Here is a 26,720-nt window from a genome sequence, read left to right as displayed (position 1 = left end):
AATCAATCTATTATAGGTTAATCGCTTTTGCTTCATCAATATTTTCAAGCTGTGCAACGAATGTTAAATCTTCTTCTGTTACAGCATTATCGATTGTTAGCATCATGACAGCTGTTCCACCAACTTGTGCACGACCAACTTGCATTGTTGCGATGTTCACATCTTTTTCTGCTAGCTTTGTTGCTACGCGACCGATAGCACCTGGTTTGTCAGTGTTTTTAATGTAAAGAAGGTGACCTTGTGGAATAACGTCAACAACGTAGTCTTCTACTTTAACAATACGTGCACCTAAACCATTTAATAATGTACCAGCAACTGTGTGTGTTTCGTTTACTGTTTTAATTTCAATCGTAATTAAGCTAGTGAAGCCTTTTGCAGTTGTTGTTTTATGCTCATTTATTTTCATGCCGATACGTTCAGATAGGTAACGAGCATTTACGTCATTAACATGATTACCGTGATTTTTAGATAATAAGCCTTTTAACGCATTTGACGTTAATGGACGAACATCATAATTTGCTACTTCACCAGCATAAGATAAGTTGATTTCTTTCACAGGCTCAGTTGTAAGTTGAGATAAGAATGAACCAAGTTTTTCAGCTAATTCGAAGAAAGGCTCAACTTGTGCAAGCAACTCTTTTGGAATAGATGGCATGTTCACTGGGTTAGTCACAGTACCTGTTTTATAGAATTTAATGATGTCGTTTGAAACGTCAACCGCTACAGACTCCTGTGCTTCAATTGTAGATGCACCTAAGTGAGGTGTTGCGATTACTTGCGGTAAAGTAAGTAGTTTATGATCTGTTGCTGGCTCAGATACGAATACGTCAAGAGCAGCACCCGCTACTTTACCTTCTACGATTGCATCAAATAAATCATCCTCATTGATAATACCGCCACGTGCACAGTTAATTATGCGCACGCCATCTTTCATCATAGCGAATTTTTCTTTGTTAATAAGGTTGCGTGTTTCAGGAAGCAGTGGTGTGTGTACGGTAATGAAATCTGCAGCTGCACAAATTTCTTCAACTGTTGATTTTGTTACCCCTAACTCTTTAGCGCGTTCATCTGTTAGGAATGGATCGTATGCCATAACATTCATGCGTTGACCTTTTGCACGATAAGCAACTTCAACACCGATACGACCGAAGCCAACAACACCTAAAGTTTTATTTTTAAGTTCAACACCAACATAAGATTTACGATCCCATTTACCATTTTTAAGTGTATTGAATGCTTGTGGGATGTGACGAGCAAGTGAAGTCATCATGGCAATAGTGTGCTCAGCAGCAGAGTTAGTGTTACCGTCTGGTGCATTCACAACGATAATACCATGTTCAGTTGCAGCAGTTAGATCAATGTTGTCTACACCTACACCAGCACGTCCGATAAGTTTTAAGTTTTTAGCCGCTTGAATTACTTCGCGTGTTACCGTTGTTTGAGAACGTACTAGTAAAACATCTACATCCGCAATTTTTGCGATTAATTCTTCTGGTGCAAGACCAGTATCAACAATGATATTTAAGTCTAAATCTTGTTCTTGTCGTAGTGGGAAAATACCATCTTCACTTAGTGGGTCAGCGATAAATACGTTAATTGCCTTTGTTGCAGTAGTCATTTGTAATGTAGTCATTTGTAATTAGCTCCTTTTAATTAAAAAATGTTAGTGTTCTTTATATACGAAACAGTCTGAATTTTGTAGAGATAGTACATCTTACAGCATGCAAATCTCCTTTGTAGAAATGAGAATAATATCAATTTCGCCTTGGCGTAATTGCCGCTGACGCTTTGCTTTCGCGCAGATAAACAATGCGTCTGGATTTTGAATTGTGCTTAGGCCTGCACGAGGGCCGACACGACGTCGGTCATTTCGGTAATGCCACAGGACGTTGCGTTTTTACCGATGCAGGTCAGTTAGCCGTTTTCGCAGGATGCGAAGGTTTTAGGCTAACATCCTTATATTTATTCCTTTCAAAAGCCATGACATCCACCAGAGGCTTTATCTTCATTTTGTAAGTGTTACAAAATGAAGATAAAAAAAGCCCTCCGCGCCTTACAAACACAGATATTGTGTTGTAAGGGGCGAAAGGCATAATAAACATTGGTTCGCGGTACCACCCTTAATCACTGCTTAAAAAATTTTTAGCAGTCTTAGCTATATGCGTAACGTGCATGTGACGGATAAGCTTACTTTGGAGATGTTCGGCTTATCTATTCAGGAGTGGAACTATTATCGTAGAAATCACTGATTTACACCAACCATCAGCTCTCTTTGGATTTTCTAGCGACTAGCGTGTCTCCGTCGTTATATTTTCGTGTGATTTAATTGTTAACATCATAATCCTTATTGTTCACCTTTGTCAACAATATTTCTGAAAAAGATTAAAATTCATGACTTTGGAAGTCTGCAAAACAGCTAAAAACGAACATTTTATTATTTGAGTTTATTAATTGTTCGTGTTTTAGGGAAGGACAATGAAAGCGCTACCGATATATGTTACGTCAGATTACATGGGCGTTTAACAAATATTCGAGGTCGGAAATTATACGTTGGAAACTTTCTTTGTTTAGAGGAGGAAAGCGAACATTATTTTCTTGTCACATTTTTGTCAAAATTACGATGTTTAGAAGGTAAACCGTCAATTAGAGAAGAATGTAAGTAAAGGAAGATTGATTTTTAGGGGGTATAGAATGATGTATGATGTAGCAATTGTCGGTGCAGGACTGGCGGGGTTAGTAGCTGCCTGTGAGTTAGCGGATGCAAAGAAAAAAATTCTATTAGTAGATCAAGAACCTGAAAATTCAATGGGGGGACAGGCATTTTGGTCCTTTGGGGGTATTTTTTTAGTGAATTCACCCGAGCAAAGAAGGCTTGGTATTAAGGATAGTAAAGAGCTTGCATGGCAGGATTGGCAAGGAACGGCTGGCTTCGATCGCTTGGAGGATGAAGATTCATGGGCATACAAATGGGCTAGAGCTTATGTAGATTTTGCAGCAGGTGAAAAATATAGCTGGTTAAAGTCTATGGGGATTAAGTTTTTTCCTGTCGTCGGTTGGGCAGAGCGCGGGGGATCATTAGCAGGCGGCCATGGTAATTCGGTACCTAGATTCCATATCGTTTGGGGAACCGGACCAGGCATTGTAAAGCCTTTTGCTGAAAAAGTGAAAAAGGCCATAAAGAATGGTTATATAGATTTTAAACCGAGACATCGGGTAGACGAATTTATTCAACGAGATGGAAAAATTACAGGAATTAGTGGCACAGTTTTGGCGCAAAGCTATGCAAATCGTGGAGAAAAAAGCTCTCGACTAGGCATAGGTGAATTTTCTTATGAAGCTGGAGCGGTTATTGTAGCCAGCGGTGGAATAGGTGCAAATTTTGATTTAGTTAGAAAAAGTTGGCCAGCACGACTTGGAACACCACCGAAAAATATGGTCTGTGGTGTACCTGCATATGTAGACGGTAGAATGTTAGAAATTACGGAACATGCCGGTGGGCGTATCGTTAATCGAGATCGCATGTGGCACTATACCGAAGGCTTGAAAAATTGGGACCCTATTTGGCCCAATCATGGTATTCGAATTTTGCCTGGCCCATCATCATTATGGTTTGATGCAGAAGGCAATCGATTTAGTGCACCTAATTTTCCAGGTTTTGATACGTTAAGTACATTAGAAGCCATTCAAAAAACTGGCTATGATTACTCATGGTTTATTTTAACGGAAAAAATTATTGAAAAAGAATTTGCACTATCGGGCTCTGAGCAAAATCCAGATTTAACAAATAAAAGTATTACTGATGTGTTGAAACGTGTTTTGCCAGGACCACCAGCTCCCATTCAGGCATTTAAAAATCATGGTGAGGACTTTGTTATTGCTAATGATTTGAAGGAGTTAGTTGATGGAATGAACAAATTGGCTGGCAATGACCTTCTTGATTTTATCAAAATAAAAGAGCAAATTTTAGCAAGGGATCGTGAAATGGACAATAAATTTACAAAGGACTTACAGGTTAATGCTATTCATGGTGCAAGAAACTATGTAGGTGATAAATTTGTGCGCGTTGCGAAGCCCCATAAAATTTTAGATCCAAACAATTGGCCACTTATTGCGGTCCGCTTAAATATTTTAACGCGTAAAACATTAGGAGGCTTACAGACAAATTTGAATGGTGCTGTGTTAGGAGCGGATGGGCAGCCTGTACCGGGTTTATTTGCAGCTGGGGAAGTTAGTGGTTTTGGTGGAGGCGGTGTACATGGTTACCGTGCTTTAGAAGGGACATTTGTGGGAGGTTGTTTATTTAGTGGTCGACAAGTAGGGCGTTACTTGGCAAAAGGGGAATGAAAATCCTGAAAAATATGAAAGAGCATCATCACAAATGGATGATGCTCTTTTTTCTTATAAAGAAGAATTTTGAACTTGAGCGATTTTAACGATTTGTTCCTCAATCTGCTCTTTTGTCCAACCATTCTCTTCAACGAAGAAGTTACGTTTTGCGCGGCGACATTCGTCTGAACAGCTACGCATGTAAAAGGCCTCATGCTTTTCCTCGCAAAGCATTAATTTATGGCATTCAGGATTTGCACAGTTTGTATAACGTTCTGTCGGTTCACCAGTAAAGAAATCCTTACCAACAATCACATGCTCAACCTGATTAATAGGTACACTGCGACGTCGATCAAAAATGAACATTTGCCCATCCCATAGTTGACCTTTTACCTCAGGGTCTTTTGCATACGTGGCAATTCCACCATGTAATTGACCAACACTTTCTCCATAGCCTTCACGCTTTAACCAGCCAGAGAATTTTTCGCAGCGGATACCACCTGTGCAGTAAGTTAAAACTTTCTTGCCCGTAAAATCTTCTTTATGGTCCTCCATCCAAGCTGGTAGGTCACGGAAGTTTTCAATATCTGGACGAATAGCACCACGGAAATGTCCGAGGTCATATTCATAATCATTGCGTGCATCAATAATTACCGTATTGTCCTCCTGCATACGTTCCATAAATTCCTTTGGTGATAAATAATCTCCTGTTATTTCTAAAGGATTAATATCATCGTTTAAACCGAGGTGTACAATCTCTTGACGAGGGCGCACATGCATTTTTTTAAAAGTATGCCCTTCAACTTCATCAATTTTCCACATAATGTCGCTAAAACGAGGGTCTGCCTTCATATGATTCATGTAAGCATCAGTTTGCTCAACTGTACCTGAAACCGTTCCATTAATACCTTCATCGCCAACTAAAATACGACCAAGAAGCTCGATTTCTTTACAAAATGCTAAATGTTCCTCTGCGAATGCCACAGGGTCTTCAATAGCTATATATTTATAATAAAGTAATACACGATAGTCTTTCTGTGTCACAATCATTAACCACCTTCAAATCGATATTCGTCCTTAAATATAGCATATCAAGTGCGATTTTGCGTAGGATAGAAGGAGTTTTCTAAAAAAACACGAATAGTACATAGTGAATGACTATTCATATTTGGGGGTGTTGGGATGGAATTTTCAACGATTACATTAGAAAAATTAGAACGCCGCGCAACATTAACATTAAATCGACCACATGCTATGAATGCTATGGACGATGTGATGATGCGTGAACTAGCAGAATGCTTTGAGGCACTACAGCAAGAACAAGAAATACAAGTTCTCGTTATTCGCGGGGAAGGAAAAGTCTTTTCAGCAGGTGGCGATATTAAAGCGATGCTAGATCCAAATAAGCCACTTAATATTAATGCGGCAATGGTTTACTTAACACGTATTGTCAAAGCATATTATCAGCTACCGATGATCGTCATTGCAGCGGTTCATGGAGCATCAGCTGGATTAGGCTTTAGTCTAGCGCTCGGGGCAGATATAGTTGTGGCATGTGAAAATAGTAAGCTCGCTATGAACTTCATCGGCATAGGGCTCATCCCTGATGGTGGCGGTCATTTCTTTATGAAGGAACGTGTAGGTACTGTCAAAGCTAAACAAATGATTTGGGAAGGTAAAGTATTAACTGCATCGGAAGCACATGATGAAGGGTTAATTGACTACGTTGCACCAGATGGGACTGTTTTTGCGATTACTGACCAATTAGTAGGAAAAATGCTTGCTTCTCCAATTGCATCGATGATTACGACTAAAAAAATTCTACATGCTCAAAATTTACCGCAATTAGATAGTATTTTATCAATGGAAGCAGCAGGGCAAGCAGCGATGCGTAAAACGACCGATCATTTAGAGGGAATCCATGCATTTGTAGAGAAAAGAGCACCTGCATTTGTAGGAAAATAAATTTAACTTCTTTCATTGGGTGTCCAAATACCCGTTGATATAGAGGAACTCAGTCTAAGAACGCCACGTCCTGTATCAATTTATCTGTGCGAAAGCGAAGCGACAGCAACACGGTTTTATCTGTGCGAAAGCGAAGCGACAGCAACAACAACAACACACGACTGAGTGACCAACATCATGTTGGCCTAAAAAGGCACGTAGTAAGTTGTACTACGTGCCTTTTAATAGTCATTTTTAGACATGGAATAAGATTAATTTACCCGAAGCGTTAACAAGGCGATGAGTTTTGTTGGCAACACCTTTTTCTTCAATCTGCTGTAGACCGTTGATTTTTGCAGCCTCGTCGTTTTCGAATGTCCATGTTTCATTAAACAATGTTTCCCCATTTTGTTCAAAAGCTGTAAAACGATAATTCTCCATACAAACCCCACCCTTTACTTAAATATATATCTATTATACATAGAAGATTTATAAACTTCACGGTAAAACTAGCGAATATTTCAATAAATTGCGAAAGTTGTGGAAAAATTAAGGCAATACTATTAATGAATATTCTTTGAATACATTTCTCATCTAGTGTGAAGTATGATAATATAGAACAAATATTCGGTTTCAGCGTGATTCACGAATGTTTCATCATAAAATGAGACATCTAGCGATTAGTAAATGATTGAACTAGCAATTCCTATATGCTGAATTGTTTACTGCATTGCGAGTGATGAAAGTATGACGACAAGGTATAGATTATTTAACTTCTTTCAGCAAATGAATGTGAATTTAAGTTACTTTTCAGTGGGTGTCCAAACACAGCTGAAATAGAGGAACTCAGTCTAAGAACGCCACGTCCTGTGGCAATTTATCTGTGCGAAAGCGTAGCGGCAGCAACACGGTTTTATCTGTGCGAAAGCGAAGCGACAGCAACACGGTTTTATCTGTGCGAAAGCGAAGCGACAGCAACACGGTTTTATCTGTGCGAAAGCGAAGCGACAGCAACAACACACGACTGAGTGACCAACATCATGTTGCTGCCGCTGCGTTAGCACTACGCTTTCGCACAGAAAACATCATGTTGGCCTAAAGCCTCCGGCGGATGTCAAGGAATCGGAAAGGAGTTCTTAGGGGATGTTAGCCTAAAACCATCGCATCCATGCGATAACGGCTAACTGACCTGCATCGGTAAAAACGCCACGTCCTGTGGCATTACCGAAATGACCGACATCGTGTCGGCCCTCGTGCAGGCCTAAGTACAAAGCCGATACTGGACGCAATTATGCCGAGGTATAATTGATTATTTGAGGTGATTGGATGTCAGCAATTCGTTTTTTCCACATGGCGGATTTACATTTAGATAGTCCATTTAAGGGCTTATTTGGTTTACCTGAGCAAAATTTCAAAAAAATTCGAACAAGTACTTTTGAAGCTTTTGATAAAATTATTCAAAAAGCTATTCAGGAGAAACCAGATTTCTTACTGATTGTCGGTGATATATATGATGGAGAAAATCGTAGCTTACAGGCACAAAGACGATTTCAAGAGGCTATGGAAAAACTCTTTCAACATAAGATCCCTGTCATTTTAAGCTATGGTAATCATGATCACTTAAATGGTGCTTGGACACGCTTTGCTTTACCGAGCAATGTTTATGAGTTACCAGCTGAAACTAGTGTTGTGCAATTAAACATACGTGGTCAGCAAGTCAATATTTATGGCTTCAGCTATAGTGATCGTCATATAACGGAATCAATGGTTGATAGTTATCCTGTTGCACAGGACCAGCATGTTATTCATATTGGCATGCTTCACGGTAGTGAGGCTAGCGATACTACACATGCTGTTTACGCTCCTTTCACAAAAGACCAACTTCTTGAAAAAAACTATCATTACTGGGCTTTAGGGCATATTCATAAGCGACAATTTTTACATCAAAATCCACCGATTGTTTATCCAGGCAATATTCAAAGCCGACATCGGAAAGAGCAAGGGCTAAAGGGCTTCTATGACGTAACGTTGTCACAAACCTCTACTGATTTGGAATTTGTACCGACATCTGCTGTTGTTTATAACACGGTAGAGGTGGATTGTACAAATGTATTTCATGCAAATGAACTACTAAAAAAATGTGAAGAGGCGCTGATGCTTAATCGTCAAGAGTATGGGGCATCTGTTGTCGAACTCCATTTGAAAAATATAGATGAACAATCACAATCTTTATTTGAACATGCTACAGTTGATGCATGGCTAGAAACTATTCGAGAAGCCGAGGATGGAATTGAACCGATGTGCTGGGTACAAAAGCTCGTATTACATCAATCGTCAGTATTGTATGAACATACTGCTGCGACTGAATCGGTGATGAATTTAATGGAGGAATGGGATATTTCTGAATGGAAGGATATTTTAAAGGAACTGTACCAACATGCTGGTGGTGCAAGGGTAATCGAGCCTTTAACAGAGCAGGACATTAAAAATTTAATGCATAACGCACAAGAATTATTAGCAGAAGAAATTCAAAGGGCGTGAATAACATGCTAACGATACAAAAAATCCAAATTTATGGCTTTGGCAAGCATGAAAACATCACCATTTCTTTACGTCAAGGGGTTACCATTTTTTATGGTATGAATGAAGCGGGTAAAACGACCATTCAACAGTTTATTTTACAAATGCTTTTTGGATTTCCTACGAGGCAGCAGGCACAACGTAAATATGAGCCGAAAGTATCGACTAAATTCGGTGGTCAGCTGACGATTTGGCATCCAACGTATGGGCAGTGTACGATCGAACGTATGAAAGGAAAGGCAGTAGGAGATGTTACAGTTTATCTAGAAGATGGGACAATGGGGCATGAGGAACTTTTAGCAAAACTATTATATGGTTATTCAAAAGCCTCCTTTGAGTCCATTTTCTCCTTTTCCTTACATGAGCTACAGGGCATTGAAAAAATGTCAGAGGAAGAGCTAACACATTTGTTACTTGCCTCTGGGACAACTGGGATTCAACAACTATCATCTCTAGAAAAGAAAATGGACAAAGATGCTAGTGAGCTTTTTAAAAAAGCAGGCAAAGTGCCACTCATTAATCAAAAATTGGAGCAGTTAAAAAAGCTAGAACGCACAATTAAACAAGAGCAAGGTAATATTCAAACCTTCGAGGATAAATTATTACAATTACAGCAGTTCGATCAAAGGTTAGAGGGGTTATATAGTCAGCAAAAAACACAGCAGCAAAATTGGCAGCAGCTCACAATTCTTAAGCAGGCTATGCCACTTTTAAAACAGCAAAAAGCTTTCGAACAGACGCAAAAAGGCTATGAACATGTGCAATTTCCTCCAGAAGGGATCCGACGTTATGAGCAATTAAAGGATCGACTTATGCATGAAACACTACAAATGGAGCAGTTGAAGGAGCAGTTTCAGGGACTACAACAGAAGCTACAATTAACATTGGACGAGCAAGTTATTACTGAAATGTCTCGTCTTGTGAACAAGGAAGCAACATGGAATCAGTTAGTTGTAAAGGAACAGAACTTAATGGATGAGCTGTATTTAATCGAGCAAGAAATAGAAGCTCAGTTCCGTTTGTTAGGTGTTCAGGAAAAAACAGCGCAGGATATTTTGCTTGAAGAAACCGTATCATTACAGCAAGAGGAACAATTTCAACAACAGTTAAGCCTATTAGAAGAAGCAGAAGAAGAGCTGAAATTTCATTTACGTTCGTTGGAGCAACTACATGCAGAATTAGATACAATTGCTCAACTGAAACAACAGCTTCAACAGGAGTCATTAACTACGGAGGAAGAACATATTTTAGCACAGTGGCCACAGCGTAAGCGAAAGCTTGAACAATTGCGTTATGGAAGGTCACAACGCTCAAAACAACAACAACCAAGTATTTTTATATTTATTGTATTAGCCATAAGTGTACTTTCGTGTATCTATGGTGTTATGGAAAAAAATATGGCTGTTATCGTTGTAGGAGCGGTTATGTCACTCATCATTATTTTATATTTAAAATTTGCTAGACAAGCTCATGAAGCGCCGAGTAAACAACAGAGTCAGCAAATGCGTGAGTTAGAGCAGGAGGAAAATATTGTGCAAGCCATCCTGCTAAAAAAACAAAAACTTGAGGATCGTTTGTTCCATGTAAATGAGCAACAGCAAGAAAAAGAACGCCAATATGTGAAACTTGAATATAAAATTCAACGGGCTGAGAATGTAAGTGAAGAAGCCAATCAGTTGCTTCACCATTTTTTAGGGCGCTATAGGCTAGAGGGAAATATACCGAAAACATTATTACCAGAGCTATTTATGCGTATTCGTGGTACTCAAGAGTTGGCAGCAAAAAAGAAGAGTACATTTACGCTTCTACAAACAGTACAAGCAGAGAAAACCGAGTTACTAGCGCAGATACAGCGAGTCTTAAAGACAGAGTATAGTGAGCAAGAAATCTTTATGCATTTACGTACTACATTCCTTACTTTACAGCAGGAGCAGCAGATATCCGAACAAACAAAAGAGCAGTTGACTAGTCTTCAGACTAAAATGCAAGGAGTGCAATCACATATAGATAGCTATGAGTCTGAAATTACTCAGTTATTTACTGCTGCGAATGTAGAAACAGAGAAGGGCTATTATGAAACACATGAACAATTTGAGCAACAGCAACAAATAAAAACAGAACTTCAAGCCATTCAGAGTCAGCTAGCCTCGCTAAATGTAGACAACAAACAGTCACTACTAGACGAGGAACAGCTACATGAAAAACTGCTTACTTTAGAAGAAGAGCGAGACACGATGCAGGTAGCGATCGATCATTGCTTAGAACAACGAGCGACACTGCAAATCCAAAAGGAGAATCTTCTAAATGACGAGAAATATGGCCAGTTGCTTCAACAGTTTGAAGAAGAGAAATCAGTGTTGCAACAGCTGATAGGGCAATGGGCTGCCAAAAAAGCATTGGCTACTGCGATACATGGAACATTGTTCCGCCTAAGAGAAGAAAAACTACCTCATGTTTTAACAGAAGTTAATGCAATATTTAATTTGTTAACAGGTGGGCGTTACGATAAGCTTTTAATTAACGATGAAGGCTATTTTGTTGCACAGGATGTTTCTGGATTACGTTATCAAATGGCAGAATTATCACAGGCTACAAAGGAGCAAGCTTATATTTCGTTGCGTATGGCACTTGCAAAAACGCTAACAACTTCTGCTCCATTTCCATTTATTATGGACGATCCTTTTGTCCATTTTGATCGAAACCGTACAGACAAAATGGTACAATTAATGAAAGAAGTAGGATATGAACGTCAAATTTTATATTTTACTTGCCATGAAGCGATGCTCGAACATTGGCAGAAAGACCAAATTGTCGATGTAGGAGCACTAGCAAATGAAAGGGGAGTGGCGTCAACATGAAGGGTATTACGACGCTCCAGGTTGGAGAATCAGTTGATCAATTTTTATTAATTAAACAGGCGACAAAAGGGGTTACCACAGTAGGAAAGCCATTTATGTCACTGTTACTACAAGATAAAAGTGGAGATATTGAAGCAAAGCTATGGGATACAAATGAGGATCATGAAAAAATGTATCACGCTGAGGCAATTGTCCGTGTAGGTGGAGAAATTCATGACTATCGTGGCAAAAATCAATTGCGTATCAAGGCAATCCGTGTTGCAAAACCAGAGGAGGGAATTGCTATTAATGATTTAGTTCCTTCCTCAGCAACTCCAAAAGAAGAATTATATGAAGAATTGACGCAATTTTTCTTTGATATTAAAAATCCGAATATATCACGAATTACACGTGCAGCTATTAAAAAACATCAGGATGCTATTTTAGTCTATCCAGCTGCTACGAAAAATCATCATGATTATGCGTCTGGTCTATTAGATCATATGGTGTCGATGTTGAAACTAGGAAAAGCGATTGCTGATTTATATCCTACATTAAATCGTGATCTGTTATATGCAGGGATTATACTACATGATATTGGTAAAGTAGTTGAGTTATCAGGACCTGTTGCAACTATGTATACGGTTGAAGGGAATTTACTTGGTCATATTACAATTATGGTCAATGAAATTGCTAAGATTGCTAGTGAACTAGAAATCGAGGGCGAGGAAGTCATGTTATTGCAACATATGGTACTATCTCACCACGGTAAAGAAGAATGGGGCAGCCCGAAAAAACCGATGATTCAAGAAGCGGAAATCTTACATTATATTGATAATATTGATGCAAAGATGAACATGCTAACTCGAGCATTAGGTAAAACAGAGCCAGGTGAATTTACGGAAAGACTATTTCCACTTGATAATCGATCGTTTTATAAGCCGACTATTTAGTAAATGTAGATTTGAGGTTCCTTATCAAAGGTTGTGGGATTACATTCGTCTTCATTTAGCAGACATTTCTGTATAAAAAGGGTTACGCCTGTAGCGGCGTAACCCTTTTTGATATAGTAAAGTAACAACTAGTAAGATTATTTTTCAGAATCTTTTTCTTTGTCGTCTTTACTTGCTTTTTTAGCTTGTTCTTCAGCTTTTTTAGCTGCTTCTTCAGCAGCTTTAGCTAGCTCCTCACTTGTTGTTGTAAGGGCTTCTATAGCAGGTTTTAATTCTTTATCAGATGTTTTTACATCAGCATCTTTTGCCAGTTTTGCAACGATATCTTTAAGAATTTGTTGATCTTGACCTGTTTGCTTTAATTTAGCTAGCATTTGTGTACGGATGTTTTTTTCTTCATCTTTGAATGAGCCAACACCTTTTACATCACGCTTTTCCGTAACTTCAATAACATGGTAACCAACGCTTGATTGAACTGGTTCACTTAATGTTTTTAAAGGAAGGGCATAAGCAGCATCATTAAATTCTTCTAACATTGAACCAACAGTGAACCAACCTAGCTCTCCACCTTTTTGAGCAGAGCCAGTATCAGTTGAGTATTCTTTTGCTACATCTGCAAAAGAAGCGCCACCTTTAATTTTGGCAATGACTTCTTTAGCTGTTTTCTCATCAGCTACTAAAATATGGCGAGCATTTAACTCTGTTTTCATTTGCTCATAATGTTTTTTTATATCTGCCTCTTTAAAAGCTTTATCTTCTAAAGCCTTTTCTGAAAGAAGCTCAACACGTAAAGCATTTTTATAGCCTTCCTCAGTTAAGCCACTTTGAGCAAGTGCATCGGCAAAGCTATCACCGAATTGTGAAGCAGTTGCGTCGTAGGCCTCTTTGATTTCTTTATCTGATACTTTGTATTTATCAGATAATACTTTTTCAGTCATCATTTGTTGAAGTATATGAGAACCTGCTAAAGTTTTTGATGTTTTGTTAAAGTCAGCAACTGAAATGTCGCCCACTTTTGAAGTTGCAATTGTTTTGTTGTCTTCTCCGCTACAAGCACCAAGTGCTAATACTGAAGCAGCTAATGTTAAAGATAAAACTGTCTTTTTCATAGTGGATATTCTCTCCTTATATGGTTTCGTCCATTTTTTACTATAACATAAACGATTTAAAAACAAAATGGTTCCCCCTTGAGTATAGCCTATATTTCAAATTTGCAAGCGCATAGGATATAGAAAAGAAAGGGGGTGAAGTTATGAGCAGCGGAGGATACGGTGGCGGCGGTGGCTACGGCTCAGGCTCTGGCTTTGCTTTATTAGTTGTGCTATTTATTTTATTAATTATTGTTGGGGCAGCGTTCCTATACTAATTAATAAAAATGACGAAAAGCTAAGGGTTTAATTTCCTTAGCTTTTTTTAACAATGTAAAGGCATTCGCAAAGCACGCTTGAAATCACGTTCCATAAACATATGACTGACCAGATCGCGTTGTCATATAAGGTGTTCAATTTACCTCTGTGACATGCGCAGATCACTCTGCTTTTTAACTATACTGCATATAAAACTTCAATATAAAATGAGACAAGTAAAATTGTAATTAGTATATTTATAGTTCGGAATACTTTTGGTTGGTTTTCTTCGGGAATTTCACGTCGCATGCACAGCGCATAAGTCATACGGTTTATTTGAAATAAATAGAATACCGAGAATAGAACTACAATCATTAACAGCAAGTCTATTCCTCCCCTCTTTCAATATTAATAGCATAACAAAAAACGTTAATAAAACACAAGTACAAGCAATTTAGTGAATAGTAGGTGGCACTAAAATTTCATAGCCTTTAGGCGTCTCCTCGATTTGGGAGTCTTTAGGCGAATTCAATAAGTATTTTACATATAGAATATCTATTACACATAGACTACAGTGGTAAGCTAAAAGTAATGTGCCATAATGGGTATACGCAGGGAATAGTAGTGTACCCAATAAAATGCTTGTATTTAGAACAATAAATGGTGTGAGTAAAGCTAAAATATAGCGATTTTTCGATAAAGGTTCACGGATACGCATGTGAAGAACAGGAATAACATAAAATTGGGTACGCACACGCAATTTTAAATGCTGACGTAAATCATATAATGCTAGAAAGTGCAGGCATTTATGAATTGGATAGATTGCAAATATAGCAATAACAAATAGCCAAAACAAACGATCTGTATAGTGCTCATCATTAAATAAATTACATGTCACATAGGAAAGAGAAAAGACAGTAAAAAAAACAAGGATAGACATGATCATAATACGCGTTGTTCCGTAATGATGTTCAAGATTTAATATTTTCCAACAATGCATGATTATCAACTCCGTAATATGAATGGTCTATTTAATTTAAATTGATTTATATTAGAATGCAAGAAAAAGGAGGTATCTCAGAAATATTTCTGAAATACCTCTTTAATTATAAGCTTTTACGGCCATTAGGTTCTAGATTACGAAAAACTGACGCTAAAAGCCTAGTAGTTTCACTTTCATCCTTTTACAGTTGGACGTTCTTCGATTGTATCAAAGGAATCACGGAAGTGCTGGAAGGAACGCTCAAAAATGTCGATGAAGTCCTCTCCGTATATATTGCGAATAACAGCCATAACATCTAAAAATTCTGGGAAGCGACCGTATAGGTCTTTTAAAGCTAATGAACCTTCTAGCACAGAATGATACGTATTATGATAATTACTATTCATTTCAACAATAAGTTCTGTACCTGCTTCTGTTAACTCAACATACGTATTACGTTTGTCGTCATCACGCTTTGAAAACTTCAGGAATCCACGCTCTTCTAATTTTTTTGAAAAATTAAATGCAGTGGAGACGTGCATTACCCCAAATTTCGCCACATCAGAAATGGAAGCCCCTTTTAAATGATACGAAATCCATAAAATATGATGTTCGTTAATATTTAAATCGTAAGGTTTAATCCATTGCTGCCAATCTTTTTCAACTGCTTTCCATAAGGCTTTTGATATTTGTGCAATTCTTTGACTATAAAGCATCGCTTCTTTTTGAGTGTATAATTCCTCTGACAAAGCCATCACCTACTGCTTTCTTTAACATTTTAAAAATATTATAGCAATAAAGGAAAAAAGTTTAAAGTTAGAAAAATTAAAAAATTGAAAAGTGGTTAAAAAATAACATTTTATCAATTAGAACTAATAAAAATATAGAATTTCCATTAGATAGAAAGGACTTTAGTCGCTAACTTTTTCTTGCGGTTTTTTCTTTTTTTCTGTAATTTGTGCAACGTTTTTCTCGATTTCGCTAATTGAATTCTGTAATGCTTCTATTTCTTGTTGTAAGTTATTTTTTGATGGCTCGATTTCTTCAGTGAATGTAGTAATAGTTTGTTTTAAATCATTTATTATTAGTGGTATATTATTTTTTATTTCATCAGTAAGCGAATGAACAGATTGTTTAACTGTACCTACTTGCTGTTTTACATCTAAAAGTTTGTCCTTTGTGCTTTCAGCATTTGATCGCAAATTAGCACGTAATTGTTGTCCTGATTGAGGAGTTGAAAAAAGTACAGCGATTGTACCGCCGATGATACCAGCTCCAAGTCCAAATAAAAATGGTTTTGCTTTCATATCGATTACCTCATTCCTGTAATTATCATGTGTTACCTACTATTAAACCATGAAATGCACATATATCAAAAAGAAAAAAGAAACTAAACGAGTGATTTTGAATCACGGTTTAGTTTCTTGTGAAGATAAACGTGCATTTCCTAAATGTATGCACCTTTTATTAAATTGAAATAGCTGTTTGGAATTTAGAGCGTTTCACTAATTTTGCAACTATAGGATAAATAATTGCAAAAGCAATGACATTAAATGCTACAGCAGGTAATACAACCCCTATAAACAGAACAGCGAATGTTGCACCAACATTTGCATTGAATACAAAAAGTGCTACTGCTAAAAAGACAGTTCCAGATAAAATTGTTCCTAAGCCAACTAAGCTTGCAGATACTATAAAATTGCTTGCCAATTTTTTTAGCACAAGTAAGATAGCTAAAAAGACAAAGCCTGTTACTGCTTTATCGATAATATTTGGAACAAGACCTGCTGGAAAAGTTGTAAATAATCCTGACAGTACACCGGTTGCTAAAGAAAGTAAGAATGTTTCTTTAACAGTAGGGAACAATAAAATGCCAATAAACATCATTGTTAGCATGAAATCAGGCTTCATGCCATTTACCATACCAGGTGTGACCACATAAAGGGTAGCACCAACACCGACTAAAAGGGCCATTAATACTAAATTCTTTGTATTCATTTCTCATCTCTCCTCGACTATGCTAATCTTTTTGTCTCCTAACGTGTCCTCATGACCGTTAGCGAAACTTATTTGTGATTGTACGATATAAATCTTAAAATTGCAATACAAAATTCTGATAATTCGAATGGCATTATTTAAGGTTAGCTTTAATGCTCTCCGCAACTTCAGTTAATTGCTCTGGTGTGTATTTTTGTGTTTGCCAAATTAAGCCCAAGCCTTCTTTTTCATCATAACGAGGAATAAAATGTAAGTGGTAGTGGAAAACAGTTTGTCCAGCTGCAGCACCATTATTATTAATCGTATTAAGTCCAATTGGGTTAAAAGCAGCTTTTATAGCGTTCGCAATTTTGGGTGCTGCTGCATATAAATTACGAGCCACTTCCTCAGGCATTTCGAATAGATCCTTACAGTGATGTTTTGGAATTAAAAGGGTATGCCCCTTTGCTACAGGTGAAATGTCAGTAAATGCAAAGACATGTTCGTCTTCATAAATTTTTGTACTTGGGATGGATCCATCAATGATTTTGCAAAATAGGCAATCGCTCATTCGAAAATTCCTCCTTATTTTATATGTACATACATTCTATCATACTCATAACTGTATCATTTGCTAATTTTTGATAAAATATAAACGAGAAGAGGAGTGATGGCATGACGGTATTAGAGGTACAACATGTGACAGGTGGTTATACAAGAAAACCGGTTATTAAAGATTTATCATTTTCGATTGAAAAAGGCGAGCTTGTTGGCTTAATTGGCTTAAATGGAGCTGGTAAAAGTACAACGATAAAGCATATCATCGGAACGATGCTTCCAAAAGAAGGAGACATACGTTTAAATGGTGTGACCTTAAAGGAAAATACGGACAAGTATCGTACAGCATTTTCTTATATTCCTGAAACACCTGTATTATATGATGAGTTAACATTACGGGAACATTTAGAATTAACCGCGATGGCTTACGGTCTAGATGAAGCAACACTTGCAGCTCGTTCACAATTATTATTAAAAGAATTTCGAATGGAAAAGCGACTGAATTGGTTCCCTTCGCATTTTTCAAAGGGGATGCGTCAAAAGGTTATGATTATGTGTGCCTTTTTAGTCAATCCAAGCCTTTACATTATTGATGAGCCTTTTGTGGGGCTCGATCCACTTGGAATTCAATCATTACTTGATCAGATGGATGAAAAGAAAAAAGAAGGCGCTTCTATCTTAATGTCTACGCACATTTTATCGACCGCTGAAAAGCATTGTGACCGCATCATTTTATTGCATGAAGGACGTGTGCGAGCACAAGGATCAATGGAGGATTTACGCAAGGCATTTGCGATGCCACATGCGACATTGGATGATTTATATATTGCAATGACAAAGGAGCACGACCATGAAGAACTTGCATGACGTATGGTCCTCTCGCTTCATGCACTATATAGGTGAAGTGCAAAAATATATGCGATTTATTTTTACAGGGCATTTAGCGATTGTACTAGTATTTCTTATTGGAGCAGGGGGCTATCAGTATAGTGAATGGTTGAAAAGTGTAAAGCCTGATTTTCCAGCAGAGGTATTAATCGCAGTGTTTGTAGGGATTTTACTTGCATTAAGTCGTCCAACTTCACTTTTGAGAGAGCCAGACCAAGTGTATTTATTACCATTAGAATCAAAAATGTCACAGTATTTTAAAAAGGCGTTAGCGTGGACGTTTTGGTCACAAGTTTGGATTGTGGCAATTGTTTATATTGTAAGCATCCCTTTACTAAAGGCTGTTACTGAATTAACAACATCTGAAATTTGGTCAGTGTTTCTACTTATTATTATATTGAAGTATTTGAGCGTTCAAGGTGAATTTAGTTATCGCTATAGTGAACGTGGTCAAATGATTTGGGTAGACAGGCTAATTCGAGCTGTTATCTTTAGTGTTACTGTGTACATGGCGCTTCATATGCAGCTAATTTTAGCAATTGTTGCTGCTGCAGTTGGGTGTGTGTATATTGTAGTATTTAGAAAAAAATGTGCAGGTGAGCCTGTTCCGTACGAGCATTTTGTAAAGCTGGAACAAAATCGCATGATGAGTTTCTATCGCTTTGCTAATTATTTCACGGACGTTCCACATTTACGTGGTAGTATCCGTCGTCGTGGTTGGCTAGATTGGCTTTACAAATTTGTGCCATATAAGAAGGACAATGCCCAAAAGTACTTAGTGTTCCGTACATTCGTCCGAACAGATGATCATTTTTATTTATGGCTCCGATTAACAGTGATTTCAGCTGTTATTGCAGCCTTTGTAGATATCCCAGTCGTTACATGGATTATTGCAGGTGCATTGAGCTTTGCTACAACTATTCAATTAAAATCGGCTTTATTATCAAGCGGTGAATTTCGCATGGACATGCTTTATCCTTTACCGGATGAAGCACGTAAGGTAGCAGTCAATCAAATTGTGCGTCTTGCAATGATAACGCAAGCTATTATAGTAGGTCTATGTGGTGTCACGCAGCCAATGTTCTATGTAACCTTTATTATCATTTTAGTTGTAAGTGAATTGACTGCTAAGGCCTCAAAATCTTAAATATGGTTAATTTTGGATTATTGTCAAAGGTTAGAGGCATTTTGTTAAAACGTATGCCATGTGAATAAGTTGATTGGAGTGGAGGCTGGACGCCCCCAGGAAAGCGCCTAGCCGAAACGGAAATCAACCCACGCTATGGTGATCAGCAAATTATAGAAGCTCATTTTTCCAAGAATAGAATTGGAGAAATGAGCTTATTTTTGTTAAAGAAATTATTGAGTTTTAAGTGGTGGAGCGCTTTAGCACATTTGTCTTCTATTCTACTAATTGATAATCTAGTGCTGCTGTTAATAATACCTTTGCAGCAATGAGCATACCTTTTTCATCTATATCGAATTTTGGATGATGATGTGGTGCATATTTAGCAGGCTTGGCTCCCGTAAAGAAGAATGTACCTGGCTTTTCTTCTAAGTAATAAGCGAAATCTTCAGCCCCCATAGTTGCTTCAATCTCAGTAACATCGCAAATATCCTGTGCGATATTACGCACAAAGAGTGTTTCCTTCTCATGATTTATAACTGCAGGGTAGCCACGACGATAATTCAGTTCAATTGTACAATCATGCGCAATTTCTGTACCTTGGATAACCCGTTTAAACTCACGTTCCATCGTTTCACGAACATCTTTATTAAACGTTCGAATTGTGCCATTTAAATAGGCTGTATCGGCAATAATATTGTCAGCATTAGATGCCACGAATGAACCAACTGACAAAACAGCCGATTCGGTTGGGGCAATACGACGCGCGACAAGCTGTTGTAAATTTATAACAAGCTGAGAGCCAATAACAATCGCATCCTTTGTTTGATCCGGATGAGCACCATGACCGCCCTGACCTTGAATTTTCAGTTCAAAACTATCAACAGCGGCCATTGTCGGTCCTACGCGGTAGCCAATCAGCCCTGTTGGATGGTTAGAAGAAAGATGTGTACCAAAAATAGCATCAACGCCATTCATAGCCCCAGCCTGTACCATCCCAATTGCTCCACCTGGATCAACCTCTTCAGCATGTTGATGAATTAGTACATATTCTCCTACTAACACATCACGCATTTCCCACAATAGCTTCCCGACAATTAATAAAGTAGCTGTATGACCATCATGCCCGCAAGCATGCATAACACCAGACACAGTTGATTTGTATGGTACGTCTTTTTCGTCTTGTATAGGAAGAGCATCAAAGTCTGCCCGTAAGGCAATCGTTTTGCCAGGCTTGCTCCCCTTAATCCGCGCAATTAAACCGTGACCACTGACATTAGCCTCCACCGGTACGCCGAGATTCTTATAATATTGAATAATATAATTAGCAGTTTCTTGCTCCTGAAAGCTTAGCTCCGGATGCATATGCAGATGACGGCGAATCGCCACCATTTCGTCAAAGTGAGCATCAATTTTTTCAAGTAGATGTTGGTTCATAGTAAACCTCCTTAAACGGATTATCCTAGATTTTTATTAATAACATAATAGTTTTACAAACTGGATAAACAGAGGGTCAGCGCTACTCATGAAGAATATCCTTGCGAAAAGTAATGAATCTTCGCGCGTCTCGGGAGAATACCCGTGCTCCCGGGGGAAATACCCGCGGAAGGGCAGTGAATACCCGCGCTCCCGGGGGAAATACCCGCGCTCCCAGGGGAAATACCCGCGGAAGAGCAGTGAATACCCGCGCTCCAGGGGAAATACCCGCGGAAGAGCAGCAAATACCCGCGTTCCTCAACTAATCTTCGTTTTCTTCTTTTGGAGCAGCACTATAGGTTGTGACATAGGAAGCTGCTGAGAAAATATTTTGTTGATTCACACCTGTTGGTTCTTTACGTTCGGCATGTGCTGATGCAAAGGCCTTTGAGCTTTTCCATGCTTCAAACGAATGAGGACCGTTCCATTGTGTCATGACAATGTATGCTTCACTATTTAATGGGCGAAGTAGTCGAAATGCTACAAAGCCTGGTTCATCTTCTATAGCACGTGCTCGATTTAAAAAGCGATGTTCAAATACTGGTCGACCTTCATCTGTAACAGGAATATTGTTGAAAACAAAGAAGCCACGTTCTTCTAGATCATTTACTGAATCTAGCACTTCAAACTTACGAGGTGTGGCAAATACAGATTTTCCTTTGGTTTCATGTATAAGCACAGAGTTTCCTTCTCCGTGTATTAAGATCATACCCTCGTTTGGATATTTGTTCTTTAACTGTTCTAAAAAATCACCTGTACCAGAAGTTAAATAAATATACATAAAAATGCCCTCCTTATGAATTTTCGAAATATAGTGTGATTATTTCCATTTAAGTGTAAGTCTATAGTTTTGTCAAAAAAGAAACCCCTTAGAAAGAACAATTTTATGACATTTCCCTATGAAAACTATACAATAACAGAGGAAGCGTTTACTATTGAAAACGGATATCAATAATAACAGAATAAATAAGAGAATTTTACTATATGAATTTTATTGAGGGGAAGGAACTATTCATGACAACTTTTAATGATACACTTCTACGTGCTGCACGCGGAGAAAGAACGGAACATACACCAGTATGGTATATGCGACAAGCAGGACGCTCTCAGCCAGAATATCGTGCGATTAAAGAAAAGTATTCTTTAGAGGAAATTACACATCAACCTGAGCTTTGTGCATATGTAACGCGATTACCAGTAGAAAATTACAATGTTGATGCAGCGATTTTATATAAAGATATAGTGACACCACTGCCTGGTATTGGAGTAGATGTGAAAATCAAAGCAGGCGTAGGTCCTGTCATTTCAAATCCTATCCGATCAGTCGCTGATATAGAAAAACTAGGCGAATTTAATGCGAAAGAACATACACCATTCGTTTTAGAAACAATAAAAATGTTAACAGAAGAACAACTGAATGTACCTTTAATCTGCTTTGCAGGTGCGCCATTCACTCTCGCAAGCTATATGATTGAAGGTGGTCCTTCAAGAAACTATAATAAAACAAAGTCATTTATGGTATCAGAGCCTCAAGCTTGGTTTGCATTAATGGACAAATTAGCTGACATGATTATTTCTGATGTTTCAGCCCAAGTCGAAGCGGGAGCAAAAGCTATCCAAATATTTGACTCTTGGGTAGGTGCTTTAAATGTTGAAGACTATCGTGTGTTCATTAAACCGATTATGACACGTATTTTTGCAGAGCTGCAAAAAGAAAATGTGCCACTTATTCAGTTTGGAGTTGGTGCAAGTCATTTAGCGAAAGAGTGGAATGATTTGCCAATCGATGTTGTTGGCTTAGATTGGCGTTTACCAATTAAAGAAGCGCGTGCTAACGGTATAACTAAACCAGTACAAGGCAATTTGGATCCATCACTATTACTTGCTGATTGGTCTATTATTGAAAAACGCACGAAAGATATTATCGATCAAGGCTTAGAAATGCCAGGTCATATCTTTAACTTAGGTCATGGTGTATTCCCAGAGGTTGACCCAGACGTGTTAAAACGTTTAACAGCTCTTATTCATGAGTATAGTGCTCAACAAATCCAAGCACGCTATTAATATAGATGTGAACAAGATTTAACTCTCATATTTCTTTTCTATGAATGATATCTCGATTTCATCGTAGAAAGGGTGCTGTCCAACCTAATGAATTGGACAGCTTCTTTTTGTCACATACTGTACGAATAAAGATATATTTAACTATTATTTAGAGGTGAAAAGGTAATGAAAGAAGTTAAAGGCTTATTAGTTATGGCATACGGAACACCCTATAAAGAAGAAGACATCGAACCTTACTATACGCATATTCGCCACGGTCGCAAACCATCAGAAGAGCATTTAGAAGATTTACGCGGCCGTTATGAGGCAATCGGTGGTTTATCACCACTTGCTGCTGCTACAAAGGCGCAGGCTGAAGCTTTATGTGCACGTTTAAATGAAGTGCAAGATAATGTGGAATATAAATTATTTATCGGCTTAAAGCATATTCACCCATTCATTGAAGATGCTGTAGAAGGAATGGTAGCAGAAGGTATTAAAGAAGCGGTTTCTATCGTATTAGCTCCTCATTTCTCAACGTTCTCCATTAAGTCATATAATGGTCGCGCAGCAGAAACGGCAGGAGATCGATTAACAATTACTTCTGTAGAATCATGGTATGATGAACCAAAATTCATTGAGTATTGGAAAAATAAAGTGAATGAAACATTTAATGCAATGTCTGATGAAGAACGTGAAAAAGCATGTTTAATCGTGTCTGCACATTCACTTCCAGAGAAAATTAAAGAGTTGGGCGATCCATATGAAGATCAATTAATTGAGACAGCTCGACTAATCAAAGAAGCAACGGCTGTCAATAATGTAGAAGTTGGCTGGCAATCAGCAGGACAAACACCAGAGCCATGGATAGGTCCAGATGTTCAGGACTTAACACGTGAACTTTACGAGCAAAAGGGCTTCCGTTCATTCGTATATACGCCAGTTGGCTTTGTCACAGAACATTTAGAAGTTTTATATGACAACGATTATGAATGTAAAGTTGTTTGTGATGAACTTGGCGCGAAATATTATCGTCCAGCAATGCCAAATACACACCCATTATTTATCGATGCGATGGTCGATGCCATTCATAAAAAATTAAGCTAAGCGAAAAGAAAGTGATGATGTTGGTGACTCAGAAAAGACGAAAGGTAGTTGTTGTAGGCGGTGGCATTACTGGCCTCACAGCTGCGTTCTATTTGCAAAAAGAGGCAATCGAAAAAGAATTGCCGTTAGATATCGTACTTGTCGAGTCGTCATTACGTCTTGGCGGAAAAATACAAACACTGAGAAAAGATGGCTTTATTATTGAGCGCGGTCCAGAATCTTTTTTTGATCGGGAGAACTATGTATATGCTTTGGCAAAGGATTTAGGCATTGAACAGGAAATGATTACAAGCAATACAGGACCTACTTACGTTGCTGTTGGTAGTCAATTGTATCCAATCCCTAGCAATCTTTTGTCTGGAGCAACACCACATGTCTCTTCATTTATTACATCAGGTTTGTTTTCACTTAGCGGGAAAGTTCGTGCAGCGGGGGATTTTTTCATCCCTCGTTCTGCACAGAATGATGACCAACCATTAGGGCAATTTTTTAGAAGAAGATTCGGTGCTGAAATTGTAGAAAATCTAGTAGAGCCATTACTTGCAGGAACATTTGCTGGTGATATTGAGCAGTTAAGCATGCGCTCAACATTTCCGCAGCTCTATGGGTTAGAGCAAAAATACCGTAGTCTACTTATTGGTATGAAAAAGTCTGGTACGAATTTTTTAAGTAATGATCTCAATATGAAAGATAAGGGGATTTTTCAAACATTTAATAATGGTCTTGAGACGCTTATCGAAAAACTTGAAGAATCACTACTTCCTGGAACAGTTATGAAGGGTGTTAAAGTAGAGGAAATTGAGCATGGTAAGGATGGCGCTGTCCAAGTTGTGTTAAACAATTTTACACAATTAAAAGCAGATGCTGTTATTATTGCTACACCATTTAATGTAGCAAGAAAAATGTTCAGTAAACACCAGTTATTAACTGAATTGAGTACGATGAAGGCAGCAACTATTGCTACTGTGACAATGGCGTTTAAAAAAGATCAGTTAGGTGATCTAGATGCGTTATCATTTTTTGTTTCTCGAAATAGTGATTTTTCAATAACTTCTTGTACTTGGATGAATCGAAAGTGGCCTGGCACAACACCAGATGATTACGTGCTGTTACGTAGTTATATTGGCCGAGTGGGAGACGAGGCAATTGTAGCGTTATCCGATACTGAAATTGAAAAGACCGTATTGCAGGATTTAATGAAAACAATTGGTGTAGATGGAGAACCGTTAATGACGGTAGTTTCCCGCTGGAAAAATGCCATGCCGCAATATACCGTAGGACATGAAGCGAAGGTAGAGCGAGTAAAACAAGAATTACGTGAACATTTTCCGACTGTTAAGCTCTCGGGGAGTTCCTTCGAAGGAATATCAATACCTGAATGCGTTGAGCAAGGTAAAAATATTGCTGAAGAAATGTTAAAGGGAATGTTTGGAGATTTGTGAGAAATAAATGGTTATTAATAAGTAGTACAAACTTGAAGATCAATGTTTGTACTACTTTTTTTATTTTAAAATTTGATAGGGCAAAGTAGAGTCTCGAATTAAAAACTGGGAAAGTAAGTTTCTACTTTCCCAGTAAAGATCTTAATGCTATGAAATTCGGTGACATGACCATACAATACCGCCAGAGTTAGCTCCTCCAAGAGTAAGCCCTATCGTTAAACCGTTAGCATTGTAGAATAAATCAATGGCATCACCTGCATTTAACTCGACTTCACCTGCTAATGTTACTGTGCCATCACCAAGAACAGCTCGCAAAGTTAACACTATAGGTATTGCTACGTTTAATACAGGGAATAACCCAGTTATTAAATTTGTTGATGCGTTTCTGCGAATTTCAAATGAAGGATTGACAGTAGAACCTAAACTTAAAGTAAGTGCTGCAGTTGTAGAGTAGTTGATTGTAGCCTCAAAAGCATACCTTCCAGTTGTTGGAACAGTGAAAATTCCGGTCGTTGGATTGAATGCTGGTGTTGTGAAATAAGGAGATGCAACACTCCAGTTGGTGATTGTAGCAGAAGCACTTACCGATACGGCATTATTAAACGCTGAGAAACCTTCTGTAAATGCTGGTCCTGTAGCGCCAGTAACGCCAATAGAGCCAGTAGAGCCGGTAGAGCCGGTAGAGCCAGTAGAGCCAGTAGAGCCAGTAGAGCCAGTAGCCCCAGTAGCTCCACGTTCACCAGTAGCGCCAGTAACGCCAATAGAACCGGTAGAGCCAGTAGAGCCGGTAGAGCCAGTAGCCCCAGTAGCTCCACGTTCACCAGTAGCGCCGGTAACGCCAGTAACGCCAGTAACGCCAATAGAACCAGTAGAGCCAGTAGAGCCAGTAGAGCCAGTAGAGCCAGTAGCCCCAGTAGAGCCGGTAACGCCAGTAGATCCAGTCACGCCAGTAGCCCCAGTAGCCCCAGTAGAGCCAGTAACTCCACGTTCACCAGTAGCCCCAGTGGCCCCAGTCGTGCCAGTAGAGCCAGTAGAGCCAGTAGAGCCAGTAGAGCCAGTAGAGCCAGTAGAGCCAGTAGAGCCAGTAGAGCCAGTAGAGCCAGTAGAGCCAGTAGAGCCAGTAGAGCCAGTAGAG

23 protein-coding genes, 1 pseudogene and 1 other annotated feature are annotated in these 26,720 nt (G+C 38.5%); of the genes and pseudogenes, 11 read left to right on the top strand and 13 right to left on the bottom strand.

The annotated features are described in order from the left end of the window. Positions 1 to 10: 10 nt before the first annotated feature. Positions 11 to 1,618: a phosphoglycerate dehydrogenase gene (serA, locus tag ACQKN2_RS14500; RefSeq protein WP_427415622.1), complete on the bottom strand. Its 1,608-nt coding sequence runs from the start codon at positions 1,616 to 1,618 to the stop codon at positions 11 to 13. A gap of 457 nt (positions 1,619 to 2,075) precedes the next feature. Next, positions 2,076 to 2,315, bottom strand: a binding site (T-box leader). A 376-nt stretch (positions 2,316 to 2,691) separates the two neighbouring features. Between serA and ACQKN2_RS14495 the strand changes: the two genes are divergently transcribed. Continuing rightward, complete coding sequence (locus tag ACQKN2_RS14495) at positions 2,692 to 4,344, top strand: FAD-binding dehydrogenase (protein WP_427415574.1); 1,653 nt, start codon at positions 2,692 to 2,694, stop codon at positions 4,342 to 4,344. A 54-nt stretch (positions 4,345 to 4,398) separates the two neighbouring features. Here the strand turns inward: ACQKN2_RS14495 and ACQKN2_RS14490 are convergent, their stop codons facing one another. Then, complete coding sequence (locus ACQKN2_RS14490) at positions 4,399 to 5,370, bottom strand: rhodanese-related sulfurtransferase (protein WP_427415573.1); 972 nt, start codon at positions 5,368 to 5,370, stop codon at positions 4,399 to 4,401. A 138-nt stretch (positions 5,371 to 5,508) separates the two neighbouring features. Between ACQKN2_RS14490 and ACQKN2_RS14485 the strand changes: the two genes are divergently transcribed. After that, entirely contained in the window at positions 5,509 to 6,291 is a 783-nt protein-coding gene (locus ACQKN2_RS14485; RefSeq protein ID WP_427415572.1) for an enoyl-CoA hydratase, read from the top strand. 234 nt (positions 6,292 to 6,525) lie between these two features. On the opposite strand, the gene ACQKN2_RS14480 is transcribed toward ACQKN2_RS14485, so the two are convergent. Beyond that, positions 6,526 to 6,711 carry a YhzD family protein gene (locus ACQKN2_RS14480; protein ID WP_427415571.1) on the bottom strand — a complete coding sequence of 62 codons (186 nt, stop codon included), beginning with the start codon at positions 6,709 to 6,711 and terminating at the stop codon, positions 6,526 to 6,528. 885 nt (positions 6,712 to 7,596) lie between these two features. On the opposite strand from ACQKN2_RS14480, the gene ACQKN2_RS14475 reads away from it, so the two are divergent. The 3 genes from ACQKN2_RS14475 to yhaM are packed head-to-tail and all read left to right on the top strand — an operon-like array spanning position 7,597 to position 12,640. Further along, a complete protein-coding gene (locus ACQKN2_RS14475; RefSeq protein ID WP_427415570.1) occupies positions 7,597 to 8,811 on the top strand; it encodes a metallophosphoesterase family protein in 1,215 nt (404 codons plus the stop codon). Between the two features lie 5 nt (positions 8,812 to 8,816). Continuing rightward, a complete protein-coding gene (locus tag ACQKN2_RS14470; RefSeq protein ID WP_427415569.1) occupies positions 8,817 to 11,708 on the top strand; it encodes an AAA family ATPase in 2,892 nt (963 codons plus the stop codon). After that, positions 11,705 to 12,640: a 3'-5' exoribonuclease YhaM gene (gene yhaM / locus ACQKN2_RS14465; protein WP_323649874.1), complete on the top strand. Its 936-nt coding sequence runs from the start codon at positions 11,705 to 11,707 to the stop codon at positions 12,638 to 12,640. The genes ACQKN2_RS14470 and yhaM overlap by 4 nt, the downstream gene beginning before the upstream one ends. 137 nt (positions 12,641 to 12,777) lie before the next feature. On the opposite strand, the gene ACQKN2_RS14460 is transcribed toward yhaM, so the two are convergent. Then, positions 12,778 to 13,749, bottom strand: coding sequence for a peptidylprolyl isomerase (locus tag ACQKN2_RS14460; protein WP_427415568.1), 972 nt, complete (start codon positions 13,747 to 13,749; stop codon positions 12,778 to 12,780). 143 nt (positions 13,750 to 13,892) lie between these two features. On the opposite strand from ACQKN2_RS14460, the gene ACQKN2_RS14455 reads away from it, so the two are divergent. Next, positions 13,893 to 14,006 carry a YjcZ family sporulation protein gene (locus tag ACQKN2_RS14455; RefSeq protein WP_370046387.1) on the top strand — a complete coding sequence of 38 codons (114 nt, stop codon included), beginning with the start codon at positions 13,893 to 13,895 and terminating at the stop codon, positions 14,004 to 14,006. Positions 14,007 to 14,184: 178 nt separating this feature from the next. Here ACQKN2_RS14455 and ACQKN2_RS14450 read toward each other — a convergent pair whose 3' ends face one another. The 6 genes from ACQKN2_RS14450 to ACQKN2_RS14425 all read right to left on the bottom strand — a co-directional run bounded on the left by ACQKN2_RS14450 (position 14,185) and on the right by ACQKN2_RS14425 (position 17,516). Continuing rightward, entirely contained in the window at positions 14,185 to 14,370 is a 186-nt protein-coding gene (locus ACQKN2_RS14450; protein ID WP_079563331.1) for a hypothetical protein, read from the bottom strand. A gap of 70 nt (positions 14,371 to 14,440) precedes the next feature. Next, positions 14,441 to 14,986, bottom strand: coding sequence for a DUF3267 domain-containing protein (locus tag ACQKN2_RS14445; RefSeq protein ID WP_427415567.1), 546 nt, complete (start codon positions 14,984 to 14,986; stop codon positions 14,441 to 14,443). 176 nt (positions 14,987 to 15,162) lie between these two features. Further along, a complete protein-coding gene (locus ACQKN2_RS14440; protein ID WP_323649980.1) occupies positions 15,163 to 15,723 on the bottom strand; it encodes an HTH-type transcriptional regulator Hpr in 561 nt (186 codons plus the stop codon). A 156-nt stretch (positions 15,724 to 15,879) separates the two neighbouring features. After that, positions 15,880 to 16,275: a YtxH domain-containing protein gene (locus ACQKN2_RS14435; RefSeq protein WP_427415566.1), complete on the bottom strand. Its 396-nt coding sequence runs from the start codon at positions 16,273 to 16,275 to the stop codon at positions 15,880 to 15,882. Between the two features lie 160 nt (positions 16,276 to 16,435). After that, a complete protein-coding gene (locus tag ACQKN2_RS14430) occupies positions 16,436 to 16,966 on the bottom strand; it encodes a tryptophan transporter (protein WP_427415565.1) in 531 nt (176 codons plus the stop codon). A 133-nt stretch (positions 16,967 to 17,099) separates the two neighbouring features. Then, positions 17,100 to 17,516, bottom strand: a complete 417-nt coding sequence (locus tag ACQKN2_RS14425; protein ID WP_427415564.1) for an HIT family protein — start codon at positions 17,514 to 17,516, stop codon at positions 17,100 to 17,102. A 104-nt stretch (positions 17,517 to 17,620) separates the two neighbouring features. Here ACQKN2_RS14425 and ACQKN2_RS14420 point away from each other — a divergent pair, with 104 nt between their 5' ends. After that, positions 17,621 to 18,370: an ABC transporter ATP-binding protein gene (locus ACQKN2_RS14420; RefSeq protein ID WP_427415563.1), complete on the top strand. Its 750-nt coding sequence runs from the start codon at positions 17,621 to 17,623 to the stop codon at positions 18,368 to 18,370. Further along, positions 18,354 to 19,538, top strand: coding sequence for an ABC transporter permease (locus tag ACQKN2_RS14415; protein ID WP_427415562.1), 1,185 nt, complete (start codon positions 18,354 to 18,356; stop codon positions 19,536 to 19,538). Before ACQKN2_RS14420 ends, ACQKN2_RS14415 begins: the two co-directional genes overlap by 17 nt. Before the next feature lie 255 nt (positions 19,539 to 19,793). Here ACQKN2_RS14415 and ACQKN2_RS14410 read toward each other — a convergent pair whose 3' ends face one another. Further along, a complete protein-coding gene (locus tag ACQKN2_RS14410) occupies positions 19,794 to 20,954 on the bottom strand; it encodes an amidohydrolase (protein ID WP_427415561.1) in 1,161 nt (386 codons plus the stop codon). Between the two features lie 301 nt (positions 20,955 to 21,255). Then, the gene (locus ACQKN2_RS14405; RefSeq protein ID WP_427415560.1) at positions 21,256 to 21,774 is read right to left on the bottom strand and encodes an antibiotic biosynthesis monooxygenase family protein; all 519 of its coding nucleotides are present in this window, start codon (positions 21,772 to 21,774) and stop codon (positions 21,256 to 21,258) included. A gap of 233 nt (positions 21,775 to 22,007) precedes the next feature. Between ACQKN2_RS14405 and hemE the strand changes: the two genes are divergently transcribed. The 3 genes from hemE to hemY all read left to right on the top strand — a co-directional run bounded on the left by hemE (position 22,008) and on the right by hemY (position 25,585). Next, complete coding sequence (hemE, locus tag ACQKN2_RS14400; RefSeq protein ID WP_427415559.1) at positions 22,008 to 23,057, top strand: uroporphyrinogen decarboxylase; 1,050 nt, start codon at positions 22,008 to 22,010, stop codon at positions 23,055 to 23,057. Positions 23,058 to 23,222: 165 nt separating this feature from the next. Next, entirely contained in the window at positions 23,223 to 24,143 is a 921-nt protein-coding gene (gene hemH, locus ACQKN2_RS14395) for a ferrochelatase (protein ID WP_427415558.1), read from the top strand. A 14-nt stretch (positions 24,144 to 24,157) separates the two neighbouring features. Next, the gene (hemY, locus tag ACQKN2_RS14390; RefSeq protein ID WP_427415557.1) at positions 24,158 to 25,585 is read left to right on the top strand and encodes a protoporphyrinogen oxidase; all 1,428 of its coding nucleotides are present in this window, start codon (positions 24,158 to 24,160) and stop codon (positions 25,583 to 25,585) included. A gap of 147 nt (positions 25,586 to 25,732) precedes the next feature. On the opposite strand, the pseudogene ACQKN2_RS14385 reads toward hemY, so the two are convergent. Next, a pseudogene (locus ACQKN2_RS14385) lies at positions 25,733 to 26,720 on the bottom strand (collagen-like protein); the annotation flags it as partial.

This window comes from Lysinibacillus sp. NPDC093688 (genome assembly GCF_050280145.1).
In the GTDB taxonomy this organism is placed as follows: Bacteria; Bacillota; Bacilli; order Bacillales_A; family Planococcaceae; genus Lysinibacillus; species Lysinibacillus xylanilyticus_B.
Note: the sequence above shows the minus strand (reverse complement) of the source record. Positions and strands in the feature narration are given on the sequence as shown.